The organism is Mesorhizobium sp. WSM4850, assembly GCF_055811735.1.
Genome location: NZ_JBVVPV010000049.1, coordinates 1 through 13,491 on the forward strand (window position 1 = coordinate 1; position 13,491 = coordinate 13,491).

Annotated in this window: 14 protein-coding genes and 2 pseudogenes; 12 read left to right on the forward strand and 4 right to left on the reverse strand. The window is 63.6% G+C overall.

The features are described from left to right. Window positions 1–214 precede the first annotated feature (214 nt). The gene (locus AC0L2Z_RS29865) at window positions 215–502 is read right to left on the reverse strand and encodes a DUF3175 domain-containing protein (RefSeq protein WP_473630039.1); all 288 of its coding nucleotides are present in this window, start codon (window positions 500–502) and stop codon (window positions 215–217) included. Window positions 503–694: 192 nt separating this feature from the next. Between AC0L2Z_RS29865 and AC0L2Z_RS29870 the strand changes: the two genes are divergently transcribed. The 10 genes from AC0L2Z_RS29870 to AC0L2Z_RS29915 all read left to right on the forward strand — a co-directional run bounded on the left by AC0L2Z_RS29870 (window position 695) and on the right by AC0L2Z_RS29915 (window position 9,993). Continuing rightward, window positions 695–1,924 (forward strand): MFS transporter, encoded by a 1,230-nt coding sequence (locus AC0L2Z_RS29870; RefSeq protein WP_473630047.1) that lies wholly within the window; start codon window positions 695–697, stop codon window positions 1,922–1,924. A 138-nt stretch (window positions 1,925–2,062) separates the two neighbouring features. After that, the gene (locus AC0L2Z_RS29875; RefSeq protein WP_128247742.1) at window positions 2,063–2,386 is read left to right on the forward strand and encodes an ArsR/SmtB family transcription factor; all 324 of its coding nucleotides are present in this window, start codon (window positions 2,063–2,065) and stop codon (window positions 2,384–2,386) included. Beyond that, window positions 2,383–2,793: an SRPBCC family protein gene (locus tag AC0L2Z_RS29880; RefSeq protein ID WP_287174559.1), complete on the forward strand. Its 411-nt coding sequence runs from the start codon at window positions 2,383–2,385 to the stop codon at window positions 2,791–2,793. The genes AC0L2Z_RS29875 and AC0L2Z_RS29880 overlap by 4 nt, the downstream gene beginning before the upstream one ends. A gap of 124 nt (window positions 2,794–2,917) precedes the next feature. Beyond that, a complete protein-coding gene (locus AC0L2Z_RS29885; RefSeq protein WP_287229374.1) occupies window positions 2,918–3,139 on the forward strand; it encodes a hypothetical protein in 222 nt (73 codons plus the stop codon). Window positions 3,140–3,387: 248 nt separating this feature from the next. Continuing rightward, window positions 3,388–4,416: an HTH-type transcriptional regulator GntR gene (gene gntR, locus AC0L2Z_RS29890; protein WP_023798659.1), complete on the forward strand. Its 1,029-nt coding sequence runs from the start codon at window positions 3,388–3,390 to the stop codon at window positions 4,414–4,416. 296 nt (window positions 4,417–4,712) lie between these two features. Further along, window positions 4,713–5,837 (forward strand): sugar ABC transporter substrate-binding protein, encoded by a 1,125-nt coding sequence (locus tag AC0L2Z_RS29895; RefSeq protein WP_027154324.1) that lies wholly within the window; start codon window positions 4,713–4,715, stop codon window positions 5,835–5,837. 70 nt (window positions 5,838–5,907) lie between these two features. Further along, on the forward strand, window positions 5,908–7,476 hold the full coding sequence (locus tag AC0L2Z_RS29900) for a sugar ABC transporter ATP-binding protein (protein ID WP_287249950.1): 1,569 nt from the start codon (window positions 5,908–5,910) through the stop codon (window positions 7,474–7,476). Continuing rightward, entirely contained in the window at window positions 7,473–8,453 is a 981-nt protein-coding gene (locus AC0L2Z_RS29905) for an ABC transporter permease (protein ID WP_127293490.1), read from the forward strand. Before AC0L2Z_RS29900 ends, AC0L2Z_RS29905 begins: the two co-directional genes overlap by 4 nt. After that, window positions 8,450–9,436 carry an ABC transporter permease gene (locus AC0L2Z_RS29910; protein WP_023798663.1) on the forward strand — a complete coding sequence of 329 codons (987 nt, stop codon included), beginning with the start codon at window positions 8,450–8,452 and terminating at the stop codon, window positions 9,434–9,436. The genes AC0L2Z_RS29905 and AC0L2Z_RS29910 overlap by 4 nt, the downstream gene beginning before the upstream one ends. A 29-nt stretch (window positions 9,437–9,465) precedes the next feature. Next, window positions 9,466–9,993, forward strand: a complete 528-nt coding sequence (locus AC0L2Z_RS29915) for a gluconokinase (RefSeq protein WP_128247729.1) — start codon at window positions 9,466–9,468, stop codon at window positions 9,991–9,993. Window positions 9,994–10,031: 38 nt separating this feature from the next. Here AC0L2Z_RS29915 and AC0L2Z_RS29920 read toward each other — a convergent pair whose 3' ends face one another. Both AC0L2Z_RS29920 and AC0L2Z_RS29925 read right to left on the reverse strand, forming a co-directional pair. Next, a complete protein-coding gene (locus AC0L2Z_RS29920; RefSeq protein WP_027154320.1) occupies window positions 10,032–10,481 on the reverse strand; it encodes an RrF2 family transcriptional regulator in 450 nt (149 codons plus the stop codon). Between the two features lie 250 nt (window positions 10,482–10,731). Then, window positions 10,732–11,718, reverse strand: a complete 987-nt coding sequence (locus AC0L2Z_RS29925) for a sulfate ABC transporter substrate-binding protein (protein WP_473536053.1) — start codon at window positions 11,716–11,718, stop codon at window positions 10,732–10,734. A gap of 298 nt (window positions 11,719–12,016) precedes the next feature. Between AC0L2Z_RS29925 and AC0L2Z_RS29930 the strand changes: the two are divergent. Together AC0L2Z_RS29930 and AC0L2Z_RS29935 are read left to right on the forward strand one after the other, a co-directional pair. Next, window positions 12,017–12,241: pseudogene (locus AC0L2Z_RS29930) on the forward strand (antitoxin); the annotation flags it as partial. Window positions 12,242–12,304: 63 nt separating this feature from the next. After that, a pseudogene (locus tag AC0L2Z_RS29935) lies at window positions 12,305–12,424 on the forward strand (type II toxin-antitoxin system VapC family toxin); the annotation flags it as partial. An 18-nt stretch (window positions 12,425–12,442) separates the two neighbouring features. Here AC0L2Z_RS29935 and AC0L2Z_RS29940 read toward each other — a convergent pair. Further along, the gene (locus AC0L2Z_RS29940; RefSeq protein ID WP_473630040.1) at window positions 12,443–13,483 is read right to left on the reverse strand and encodes a sulfate/molybdate ABC transporter ATP-binding protein; all 1,041 of its coding nucleotides are present in this window, start codon (window positions 13,481–13,483) and stop codon (window positions 12,443–12,445) included. Between the last annotated feature and the right edge of the window lie 8 nt (window positions 13,484–13,491).

The following is a 13,491-nucleotide window of genomic DNA, read 5'->3' on the forward strand; positions in this document are numbered from 1 at the left end:
CGCGGACAGCGTCCGCAAGGTTGGTGATTGGCGGAATCAGTGATGAAGCCAATCTCCCTCCTTGTGGGGGAGATGTCGAGTCTTGGCAAAGAGGGCAGGACAGAGGGGGGCGCGAAGGATCGCTACAGAGCGCTTTTATTCTGAGCCGTTGCATTCTTCGGCGGCTGTCACGGAATGGCTCCCAGGGTCTGCGCCGCGTCGCTTCGCTCCTTGCTCAGTGTTCTCTCGGGCGGCGAAACGCGGCGCGCAGTTCGTCCTTGGCGTCCTCCAGCACTTTCTTCTGCTTGGCCGGCAGGTTCGTGCCGGCGCGGTTGATGTAGAAATTCAGCATCGACATGGCGGACTGGAACGGCTCGGCCTTGCGCCGGTCGCTGTGCTCGGCCGATCGCTTCAGCGAGGCTGCGATCTTCTTGGGGTCGTGGGATTCGAAGATATGTTCCTCGAGGTCCAGCGCATCACTGTGCTCGGTGACCTCGGCCGACCATTTCCTTTTCGCGGTCATGACAAGCTCCTTCTCCCTTCTATTGGCCTATTGGCAAGTTTGATGAAAAACTCCGGGACGGCGGCCACCGTTCCACTGCAGCTCAAAATCCCTGGAGCCACGCAATTGGGCGATGTGGCGCTGCACGGCGCCGCCAATGTGCCGATAGTGGTGTCGAACCCGTCGACTTGCGCACCGCGGACAGGAAACGCCTTGACCACAACCGCCTCCAGCCAGGCAAGCAGCCCCGGCATAGACAGCGCCTATGCCTGGCTGCGGCTCGGCATCTCGATGCTGCTGGCGACGATCGGCGGTGTCGGCATGTGGGCGGTGGTCGTGGTGCTGCCCGCCATGCAGGCCGAATTCGGCATCGATCGCGCCGCCGCTTCGACGCCCTATACCGCGACCATGATTGGCTTCGCCGTCGGCAATGTGCTGGTCGGCCGCGCCATCGACCGCATCGGCTACTGGATACCGGCGCTCATTGCCTCGGTGACGCTCGGTATAGGGTTCCTGCTGGCGTCGCTGACCACTTCGATCCTGCAGTTCACCCTTGTCCAGGGGCTTTTGATCGGCGTCGGCACGTCGGCGATTTTCGGGCCGCTGATCGCCGACATCTCGCACTGGTTCAACCGCCGCCGCGGCGTCGCGGTGACGGCTGCCGCCGCCGGCAGCTATCTCGCCGGGGTGATCTGGCCGTTGGCAATGCCCTACGTCATGCAGAGCGAGGGCTGGCGCTTCACCTATGCCGCGATCGGCGTCGTCTGCCTCGCCTCCATGCTGCCGCTGATCCTGCTGCTCAGGCGCGGCGCACCACATCCCGCTCCCGGTTCACCCGGCAGCCCGCCGGTCCAGCCGATCTCGCTGTCACCGGCAGCGCTGCAGGTGCTGCTCGTCGTCGCCGGCCTTGGCTGCTGCGTGGCGATGTCGATGCCGCAGGTCCATATCGTCGCCTATTGCATGGATCTCGGCTACGGCGTGGCGCGAGGCGCCGACATGCTGTCGATCATGATGGCGGCGGGCGTCGTCAGCCGGCTGGCGTCCGGCTTCCTCGCCGATCGCATCGGCGGCGTGAGAACCCTGCTGATCGGCTCGGTGCTGCAAGCCCTGTCGCTGTTGTTCTACATCCCCTTCGACGGGCTCGCGTCGCTTTACGTCGTCTCGCTGGTCTTCGGCCTGTCGCAGGGCGGCATCGTGCCTTGCTATGCCATCATCGTGCGCGAATACATGCCCGCCAAAGAGGCCGGCCAGCGCGTCGGCATCGTAATCATGGCAACGATCTTCGGCATGGCAATCGGCGGCTGGATGTCGGGCTGGATCTACGATCTGACCGGCTCCTACGCCGCCGCGTTCCTCAATGGCATCGCCTGGAACCTGCTGAACATAGCGGCCATGGTGCTGGTGCTGTGGAAGGCACGGCGCAGCGCCGCGGCGATGGCCTGAGCACTGACCCCGCTGGCCAGAGCGATGGCAGCGACAGGGGGTAGGCCCCCGTGACGCGAGCCCGGTCCAGGTTCCTGCTTGACGGACACATATCTCGGCGGTTATTGGTTTCCAATAGCCAGAGAGTTATCGATCGCCATGTCACAGCCCCACGAGATCCTCTTCAAAACGCTTGCCGATCGGACGCGACGGGCCATCTTCGAGCGGCTGTGTCGCGACGGAGACCAAACCGTCGCGGCCCTGACCGCTCGGGCCGGGGTCTCGCAACCGGCCGTGTCAAAGCATCTTGGGGTGCTGAAGCAGGCCGGGTTGGTGCGCGATCGCCACGAAGGCCGCAACACGCACTATAGCGCGGAACTCGGCGCCCTGGCGCCGCTGATCGACTGGACAAACCAAATGGCTGGGTTCTGGCAAAGCCGGTTCGACAACCTCGAAGATCTGCTCAAAAGGATGGACCAATGACCAATACCGAGACCGAAACGCGCGCCGTCATTGTTGAACGGGAGGTTGCTTTTCCGCCGGAAAAGATCTGGCGCGCGCTCACCCAATCAGATTTGATCGAGGAGTGGCTGATGAAGAACGATTTCAAGCCAGACGAGGGGCACCGTTTCAATCTGAGCGCGGACTGGGGGACGGTCGACTGTCAGGTCCAGGCAGTCGAGCCCAGCAAGACGCTGTCTTACACGTGGGATACCAAGGATCTCAGAAGTGTCGTCACGTGGACGCTCACCCCTACGAGCACGGGGACCCATCTGCGCATGGAGCAGTTGGGCTTCCGGCCGGATCAGCAGCAGTACTATCAGGGCGCCCAACACGGATGGCAGCGGTTCTTTGCGAAGCTGGAGCAGGTCCTGGCGCGAATAGAATAGGCGTGCCGGCGCCATAGGCATCTGCGGGCGAAACGCAATGCCCAACAAGACGTCCGTCAACGAAACAAGGTAGCAAAAAAGGCGCCAAGCGGGTCGTGCGGCTCGTCTTCAGAGGAGGTCCCAAATGAACTGGAACACGTGGATCCGGCAATTCCACCGCTGGCTGTCGATCATTTTTACGGCGGTCGTCGCTGCCATCTTCATCACCTTGGGCGTAGGTGTCGAGCCGGCCTATTGGGTATATCTCATGCCGCTGATCCCGCTCGGCTTGCTCATCCTCAGCGGTCTCTATCTGTTCGCGTTGCCCTATGCCACGAACTGGCGCAGCGGACGACGCACGGCGTAGAAGACTGAGCACGGTGGACGACAAGACGCCCGCTCACCACCCACAGCCGAAATTCAAACAGTGGCGCTACCCGAGTTCGGGTAGCGTCCTGCCCGGTTTGCTTGACAATGGGGAAAGGCTGCGCGACGCCAGACGGGTGTGGCAAGTCGGGTGCGGCAAAGTCGGATTGGCATGGCGACAGTGGCAAAGACGCTGAACAGCATTTCGCGGTCGCGCTTCGGCGAGGGCGCCGCGTTCGGGACCAGGCTATGACCAAACCGCGCTCGCGCCGTGGCGGCGGCCGTCCGACGATCGCCGATGTCGCGCGCAAGGCCGGCGTCGGCGCCATTACCGTCTCCCGTGCCTTGCGCGAGCCGGAGCGCGTTTCGGAGGATCTGCGCCGCCAGATCCAGGCTGCTGTCGATGAGCTCGGCTATCTGCCCGATCCGAATGCGCGAGCATTGGCTTCGGCGCGCGCCGAGGTCTTTGGCGTGCTGGTGCCGTCGCTCACCAACAGCGTCTTTGCCGAAGTGCTGCGCGGCATCTATGACAGCCTGTCCGACAGCTCCTACCGCATCCAGTTCGGCAACACCCATTATTCCGGCCTCGAGGAGGAACGGCTGCTGCAGGTGTTCGGCCCGCAGCGCCCGGCGGCGCTGATCGTGGCGGGCATCGACCAGACGCCAGTTTCGCGAAGACTGCTCGAGACGGCCGGCTGCCCGGTGGTGCAGGTCATGGAGACCGGCCCCGATCCGGTCGACATGATGGTCGGCTTCTCGCATTTCGATGGCGGCAGGGCGGCGACTGAGCACATGATCGAAATGGGCTATCGCTGCATCGGCTTCATCGGCGCGCGCATGGACCCGCGCTCGCAGCGGCGTCTGGCCGGCTATCGCGCGGCGATGGAGGCGGCCGGCCTGTTCAACTCGCGGCTTGTCACCACCACGCCGGTGCCGTCCAGCGTGACGCTCGGGCGCGAATTGTTTCGCGACGCGCTGGCCAAGATGCCGACGCTGGACGGGATTTTCTGCAACAACGACGACATCGCGCTCGGCGCGCTGTTCGAGTGCCACCGCGCCTCGATTGCCGTGCCGAAGACGATCGGCATCACAGGCTTCAACGATCTCGACATGATGGAAGTGGCTTTCCCCTCGGTCACCAGCGTCCGGACGCCTCGCTACGAGATCGGCCGGCTGTCGGTCGCCATGGCGCTCGCGGCGATTGCAGGCAAGCGGCCGCAACAACCGGTCGTAGACCTTGGCTTCGAACTCAAGCGCCGTGAGAGCACTGCCCGCTGAAAGCGCTTGCAGGCATCGCCAAATGCCGCTTTACTCTACGTCATGGTAGCGCTACCAGTTATATCCAGGCGAAAGCTCGCGAAACAGCGAAAGTCTGTTTATTATATATAAGCGACAGCTGATGCTTGTTTATTATGTATAATATGATAGTTTTTATTCCGGTTTACTGAGCCACGAGGGAGGAGATCGGGTTGGCATTCGGCCACCCTGAAAGCGCGACGGCAAGGCAGGAGGTGCCGAGCCAGGCACGCGAGACGCGTAAGAACAATCAGAAACTGCAACTGGGAGGAATATCGATGATCAAGTCACTCGTAGGTGGCGTCGTCGCCGCCACTGCATTCGTCATGCTGAGTTCGTCGGCGCTCGCCGAACCGGAAATCGTCGCAGGCCCATCCGCCGAGCCGGAATGCTTCGCGCCATGGGCCGCCGACACGCAGTTCTTCAAGTTCCCCAAGAAGGAAGGCCCGTACCGCATCGCGCTCGCCAATGGCTACATCGCCAACACCTGGCGCATCCAGATGGTGCAGACGGCAAAAGCCTATGCGGCGCAGCCGGAAGTCGCGGCCAAGCTCAAGGAATTCAAGGTCGTCTCGACCGGCGAAGACGTGCCGGCGCAGATTTCGGCGATCAATAATTTCATCGATTCCGGCTATGACGCGATCGTTGTCAACGCGCAGAATCCGACGGCGTTCGGTCCGGTCATCAAGCGCGCCAAGCAAGCCGGCGTGGTGCTGGTCGCCTTCGACAACATCCTCGACACCAAGGACGCCATCAACGTCAACGTCGACCAGAAAGGCCTTGGCGAATTGTGGGCCAACTGGCTGATCAAGCATATCCCCAATGGCGGCAAGCTCCTCGAGGTGCGCGGCGTTGCCGGCACGTCGGTCGACACCGACCGCCACAACGGCATCCATGAGGCCCTCGACGCTTCAGGCAAGAAGTGGGAGGTCACCGAAGTCGTCGGCAAATGGGACGACGGCGTCGCGCAAAAGGCTACGGCCGACGCGATCGCCACCAACGGTCCCTTCGACGGCGTCACCGGGCAGGGTGGCGACACCGGCATCGTTCAGGCGATGATCGACGCCAAGCATCCGTTCGTGCCGTTCGGCGGCGAAACGGAGAATGGCTTTCGCAAATTCTGCGCCAAATTCGCCTCAGAAGGGCTGAAATGCTCGTCGGCCGGAACCGGACCCGCCCAGGTGGCGGTCGCCATCAAGACGGCGATCGCCGCGCTCGAAGGCCAGGTCGTCCCGCAGGCGGTGAAGCTGCCGCTGGCGATCGTCGAGGATCCGAACTTCAAGGAGGGCGAGGACTATTTCCCCGACCAGTCCGACAATTTCTTCGTCGGCAATTCCTTCCCCACCTGCGGCATCAATTTCACCGCGCAGGAAATCATGGGCCAGAGCAAGGAAAATCAGTAGGCTGATCGCTCGGCGCCGCGGGATATTACGCGGCGCCGGTCCCGGTGAACAAGCGCCTTGGGAGGGGCCGATGGACGGTGCGGTTCCGCTCTTCCGCATGGAGGGCATATCCAAGCGCTATGGCGGTGTGCGGGCGCTGGAAAAGGCCGAGCTTTCGGTCACGCCAGGCAGCATCCACGCCATCCTCGGCGAAAACGGCGCCGGCAAATCGACGCTGATCAAGGTCATGGCCGGCGTCGTCGCGCCTGACGAAGGCCGCATGATGCTGGACGGAAGCGAGGTGAGCTTCGCGTCGCCGGCCGCGGCCAACCAGGCCGGCATCGTCTGCATCTTCCAGGAATTGTCGCTCGTCCCCGAACTCAGCGTCGCCGACAACATCGTCATTTCCGATCCGCCCACACGGTTCGGCATGATCGACCGCAAGGCGCAGCGGCGCATCGCGGAAGAAGCCCTGGCGCGTGCAGGCGCCGCCGACATCCACCCGCTGGCGCTGGTCAAGGACCTTCCGCTTTCAAGACGGCAGATGGTCGAGATCGCCAAAGCACTTGCCAGGAAGCCGCGCATCCTGATCCTCGACGAGGCGACCTCGGCGCTGACCGCGGCAGACGTCGCCAAGATTTTTGGCGTCTTGAAGCGGCTGCGCTCGGAAGGGTTGGCGCTGCTCTACATCTCGCATCGGATGAACGAGATCGCCGAACTGGCCGACCAGTGCACGGTGTTCCGCAACGGCCGCAACGTCGCCAGCTATGTTGCGGGCTCGAAGAGCGACAATGAAGTCGTCGAACTGATGATCGGCCGCGAATACAGCCATATTTTCCCACCGAAGCCGGTGCGCGCCCCGGCTATAACCGCTCCGGTATTGGAGGCGCGAAAACTGTCGTGGACCGACCGGCTGGACAATATCTCGCTCACGGTCGGGGCGGGCGAAGTCGTCGGCCTCGGCGGCCTCGACGGCCAGGGCCAGCGCGAATTGCTGCTCGCCTTCTTCGGCGTGCTGCGCGGCCTCAGCGGCCAGATACTGATCGACGGCAAACCGGTGGCGATCGCCAGCCCGGCCAAGGCCCGCGGTGACCGGATCGGCATGGCGCTGATCCCGGAGGACCGCAAGACCGAAGGCCTGATGCTGCCGATGACGGTGCGCGAAAACCTCTCCTTTGCCGCACTCGACCGGTTATCCAGGGCCGGCATCATCGACCGTGCCGCCGAGCAGCGGCTGATCGACGACATGGTCGCCCTGCTGGCGATCAAGACGGCCGGCCTCGACATCCCGGTCGGCGCGCTGTCCGGCGGCAACCAGCAGAAGGTCGTCATCGCCAAATGGCTGATGCGGCAGCCGCGCATCATCCTGCTCAACGACCCGACGCGCGGCATCGACGTCGGCACCAAGCAGGAACTGTATCAGCTGATGCGCAAGCTTGCCGACCAGGGCGCGGCGATCCTGTTTTACTCGACCGACTATGACGAGCTGATCGGCTGCTGCGACCGGGTGCTGGTGCTCTATGACGGAGCGGTCAAGCGCGAGCTGGTCGGCGCCGAGATCACCGAGCGGGCGCTGATCGCCAGCGCGCTCAACATCCATGGCGAAGAGATGCCCGTTAGAGGCATGGCGAAGACGCCAGCCCGAGGAGCGGACGCGTGAAAGATTGGCGCTACTGGCTTGCGGAACAACGCGGAACGCTGCTGGCGTTCGGTATCTTCATCGTGATGTTCACGATCTACACCTCGAACCATCCGGCCGGCTTTACCGCCAATGTCGTGCAGACGGCTTCCAACAAAGGCGTGCTGCTTGCCTTCGTCGCCATGGCGCAGACGCTGGTGGTGATCACCGCCGGCATCGACCTTTCCGTCGGCATGATCTTTCTGCTGACCAACTGCCTGGCCTCGTGGCTGGTCATCGGCACCGGCATCGAGACCGCGTTCGGTGTCGTCGCGGTGCTCGGCACCGGACTGCTGTGCGGGGCGATCAACGGCGCCATCGTCATCTACGGACGGCTGCAGCCGATCGTCACCACCATCGCCACCGGCGCGGTCTATTTCGGCATCGCGCTGCTGCTGCGACCGTTCCCGGGCGGTTCGGTCAACGAGGATCTTGCCGACGCGCTGACCGGGCGGCTGTTCGGCGTGGTGCCGGCGAGCCTGGTGGTGCTGCTGGCCGTCGTGCTTGTCGTCTGGGTGCCGTTCAGCCGCTCCGTGCTTGGGCGCGCGGCCTATGCCGCAGGATCTTCGGAGATGGCAGCCTACATGTCCGGCGTGCCGATCCGCCGGGGAAAATTCGCCGCCTATGCGCTGGCCGGCCTGCTGGCCGCGATCGGCGGGCTGTTCCTGACCTTCTTCACCTATACGGGCGAGGCGGCCTATGCCAGCGGCAATGCCTATACGCTGTTCTCGATCGCCGCCGTGGTGCTCGGCGGCGTCTCATTGTTCGGCGGCAAGGGCAGCGCCATCGGCGCGATTTTTGGCGCGCTCGCCTTCCGCACCATCGGCGACCTGCTCTTCGTCTTCGATTTCGATCCGCTCTGGCAGCCGCTGTTCCAGGGCGTCATCCTGCTGATCGCCGTCAGCCTCGGCGCCTTCGCCCTGTTCAGGGTCCGCAACCGGCTGGAGTGGTTCCTGTGAGCGAAACGACCATCGCCGGCATCGCCGGCCGCATGCCGAAATTCATCCGCCGCGCCGACCCTGCGGTGCTGACCGCCTTTGCGTGCATCGTGCTGCTGCTGTTTGTCGGCAGCCTTTACTCGCGCAGCTTCCTGTCGCCGGAATATCTGCTGCAGCAGCTCAAGGTGGCGTCGTTTCTCGGCGTCATCGCCACCGGCATGATGCTGGTCATCCTGCTTGGCCAGATCGACCTGTCGGTGCCGTGGTCGGTGGCGACGGGCGCGATGATGGCCTGTGCGGCCGCCGCCTACGGCCCGCTCGGCGTGGCGCTGGCGATCCCGTTCGGCATTTTCTGCGGCGTCGCGATCGGCATCGTCAACGGCATTGGCGTCGCTTATCTGCGCATTCCCTCGATGATCATCACGCTCGCCACCAATGCCGTCGCGCAAGGGCTGATGGTGGTCTATACCGGCGGCTTCTCGCCGCAGGATTCGGCGACCCGGGCGATGCGCTATCTGGCGACCGGCTTTGCCATTCCGGGTGTGCCCAATGCCGTCGTCATCTGGGCGCTGATCGGCGCTGCGATGGTTTTCGTGCTGACCCGCACCGGCTTCGGCCGCACGGTCTACGGCATCGGCAACCGCGAGCGCGCCGCCTACCTCTCCGGCATCGACACGCGGCGCGTGGTGCTGATCGCCTTCGCCGTATCCGGCGGGCTCTCCGCCTTCGGCGGCGTGCTTCTGGCCGGTTATGCCTCCAAGGCGGCGCAGTCGATGGGCGACGCCTATCTGCTGCCGTCGATCGCTGCGGTGGTGCTTGGTGGCACCTCGATCCTCGGCGGCCGCGGCTCCTATCTCGGCACGGTCGCGGGCGTCATCCTGATCACGCTTTTGCAATCCATTCTTTCCGTCATGCAGATGCCGGAGGCGGGGCGGCAGATCATCTATGGCGTCGTCATCGTCGCCATGCTCCTGCTTTACGGCCGTGCGCCGGCCAGCCGCTGACCCGCATCGTGGACGAAAAGACAGCACAAATGCAGAGCGATTGCATTCGGCCCGCACCGGCCGTCGTGGTGATGGGCGTCGCCGGCTGTGGCAAGTCGGCGGTCGGCGAAGCGCTGGCGGCGGCGCTGGGCGCTGTCTTCGTCGAGGGCGACCGGCTGCATCCACCGGAAAACGTCGCGCGCATGGCAAGCGGCGAGCCGCTGACCGACGCATTGCGCGAAGGCTGGCTCGACGCGATCGGCCTGCGCATTGCAGGACCGGTCGGCGATGGGCAGGGCGTCGTCGCCGCCTGCTCGGCGCTCAAGCGCAGTTATCGCGAGCGTCTGCGCGGCTTTTGCCAGGACATTTTGTTCCTCTACCTGGAAATCGATCCGGCGACGGCAAAGCAGCGTGTCGGCTCCCGCCAGGGCCATTTCATGCCGGCAAGCCTGGTCGACAGCCAGTTCGCCACGCTCGAAGCGCCGGCAGCCGACGAGAATGCATTGACGCTCGATGCAACGCGCCCGATCGCCGACATTGTCGCTGACGTCACAAGCCTGTTCGAGCCGGATTCATGAGGGGGTCGCCGGCGCGGATATTGCTTCAAGACGCCAGATCAGATCTGTGACGTCAGTTCGACTGGAAAATCGTCATTGTCGGCGTCGCGCATGGCGGCGAGGCTGCGATTGTCCAGCACCTCGGCGATCGCATGGCGCACCTCCAGCATCATGTTCCGGACCTGGCATGTCGCCTCGTCGCAATCATCGCAGCGCTGATATTGGGTACGGCTGGCGCAAGGGATCGGCGCCAGCGGCCCGTCCAGGACGCGCACGACATGGCCGATCTTGATCTCGGAGGCCGGGCGGGCGAGGCGATAGCCGCCTTCCTTGCCCTTGCGGCTCTGGACGAAGCCGGCATTGCGCAATTCGCCCAGAATGGCATCCAGGAATTTCTTCGGGATATTGTTGGCGACGGCAATGTCGTTGACGAACGCCAACTGGCCGACCGGCAAGCCTGACAGATGCACGAGGGCCTTGAGGCCGTATTTGCCTTTTTTGGTAAGCATGCCGATTCAGTTCATGAAAACCCCAACCGCCCGCATCTGGCGGTTGTTTGTGTGCAAATCATGACGTTTTGTCGCGCGATGCAGTTTCGCGAAACAAGCCGTCCGAGGGCACAGTAGGCACAAACACGTTGATTGTTCGTGACGTTTTGGACGGCGCGCTGGGAACCTGCGGGAAATCACCTGTCCGGAGCGCGAAAAACGAAGAAAGCCGGCAAAGCCGGCTTTCAATCAATTTCGAAGATCGCTTGGCTCAGCGGCTGCCATAGGTCTGGTCGAGCAGTCCGCCGGCAGCAAAGTGCTCGGCCTGGACCTTGGCCCAGCCGCCGAAGACATCTTCGACCGTCAGCAGCCGGACATCGGGAAACTCGGCCTTGTATTTGGCGGCGACCGCCGCGTCGCGAGCCCGCAGGCCGTTGCGGGCGGCGATGTCCTGGCCCTGCGGCGTGTAGAGGAAGTCGAGATAGGTCTTGGCGAGGTCACGCGTGCCATGCTCGTCGGCGACCGTGTCGACGATCGCCACCGGAAACTCCGCCAGCAGGCTGACCGAGGGCGTCACCTGCTCGAACTTGTCATCGCCATACTCCCTGCGGACGCCGCGCGTTTCCGACTCGAAGGTGATCAGCACGTCGCCGATCTCTCGCTGCACGAAGGTGGTGGTGGCGGCGCGCCCGCCAGAGTCGAAGATCGGCACGTTGTTGAACAGCTTGGTGACGAATTCCTTGACCTTGGCGTCGTCGCCCTTGAAGGCCTCCTTGGCGTAGGCGGTGGCCGCGAGATAGGTGTAGCGCGCATTGCCCGACGTTTTCGGGTTGGGGAAGATCACCTGGACGTCGTCGCGCACGAGATCGTTCCAATCCTTGATGTTCTTCGGGTTGCCGGCGCGCACCAAAAAGGACGGCAGCGAATAGAAAGGCGAGGCGTTGTCGGGGAAGTCCTTCTGCCAGTCGGCGGAGATAAGCCCCTTCGAGACCAGGAAGTCGATGTCGAGGACCTGGTTGAAGGTGACGACATCGGCGCCGAGGCCTTCGGCGATGGCACGCGCCTGCGCCGACGTCCCGGCATGCGACTGGTCGACGGTCACACCGGGGTGCTCTGCGACGAAGGCCTTGTTGATCTGCGCAAACAGTTCGCGGCCGACATCATAGGACGCGTTCAGCAATTTGTCGGCCGACCAGGCTTGGGAGGATGCGAGGAACAGGCCGGCCAATGTGGCGACGCCAAGCAAAAATCGCTTCATGAAAACAGGACTCCGATGCAGTGCGCTTATTGCCGAACCATAGCGGCAAGGCATGGTGGGCGACGAGACACGCAGAGCGGCTTCACCACGCCATCGCGAGAAAAATGTTCCCATTCCAAGCCGTTGCTAGGATTTTCTTTCACCCGGAGTCTTGCGAGGCACCTGGGCAGCGGTCCCCATGCGTTGGCAAAACGATTGCATCGCGACACTGCCTGGCATTTTACAAATAGTATAAACAAAGGAGCCATCGCTATGCCCCAGCGACCGCCATTCCAAGACTCCGCCGAAAGAGGCGAAGCTGTTTCGCAACAATCGCAGCTAGGCGGTGCGCATTCCTGTCGAGTTCGAGCTCCCCGGCGAAAAGGTCTTGATCAGCCGTGAAGGCGACCGCCTGGTCATCGAGCCGGTCCGCAAACCTGGCCTCTCGGCGCGGCTCGCGCAATGGGCGCAAGAGCCACCACTCGGTCCCGAGGACGACTTCCCCGGAACCGACGATATGCCTGTCAAATCCGAAAGAATTTTTAATGCGGCTCATGCTGGACACCAACTTGTCAGCGACATGATCCGAAACCCGGCGGGCAGAGCCACTATTGGCCAAAACGACCTTTTTATTGCTGCCCACGCCTACGCGCTGGACACCACCCTGGTAACCGCCAACATGGGAGAGTTCAACCGGATCAAGGGCCTGAAGGTCGAGAACTGGCTGAGTAGCGCCGGAAGGGGATCAAGCAGCCGGAAAAAGCTTCCAGCGCCGCGGCCTGAACGCTACTCGGCTCTTCTGCGCCGCCGGATGGTCGACCGGCAGCTCGATCTCGACCCGCTGGCGCTCGCCGCCGATTTCGAGCTCCACCCGTCTGGTGCCGGCGACGCGGCGGCTGGCGGCGACCGTGCCGGCGATGCAGCCATTGCATTCGTCCACCAGGTCGACATCGTGCGGGCGGAAGAACAGCGTTGCTTCGCCCCGCGGCGCCTGCGGCGCCGACAGCCCGATCGGGCGATCGGCGATCCAGACCTGGCCGTCCTCGACCTTGACCGGAAGCGCGCTCGATTCACCGATGAAGCCGTAGACAAAGGGCGAATTCGGCGTGTCGTAGATTTCGTCGGCGGTGCCGACCTGCTCGATGCTGCCCTGGCTCATCACCACGACGCGGTCGGCAAGCTCGAGCGCTTCTTCCTGGTCATGGGTGACAAAGACCGTGGTGTGGCCGGTGGCGTCGTGGATGTCGCGCAGCCAGCGGCGCAATTCGCGGCGGACCTGGGCGTCGAGCGCGCCGAACGGCTCGTCCAGCAAAAGCACGGCCGGTTCGATCGCCATCGCGCGGGCCAGCGCCACGCGCTGGCGCTGGCCGCCCGAAAGCTGCGCCGGATATCGCTTTTCCAAGCCGGAAAGCTGGACGAGGTCGAGAAGCTCTGAGGCACGGCGGCGGATTTCCTGCGCCGACGGCCGTGACGGCCCGTGCCGAACTTTTAGGCCGAAGCCGATATTGTCGGCGACCGTCATATGGCGAAACAGCGCATAATGCTGGAAAACGAAGCCGACATTGCGCTGCTGGATCGACTTTTGCGACGCATCCTCCTCGCCAAAGAGGATCTTGCCTTTCGTCGGCCGCTCCAGCCCGGCGATCAGCCTGAGCAGCGTCGTCTTGCCGGAGCCGGATGGCCCGAGCAGCGCGATCAGTTCGCCGGACTTGATGTCGAGCGAAACGTCGTGGAGCGCCGGAAACCGCTCAAACTCCTTGCGCACGTTGGCAACGCGAACTTCCATCAACCGTC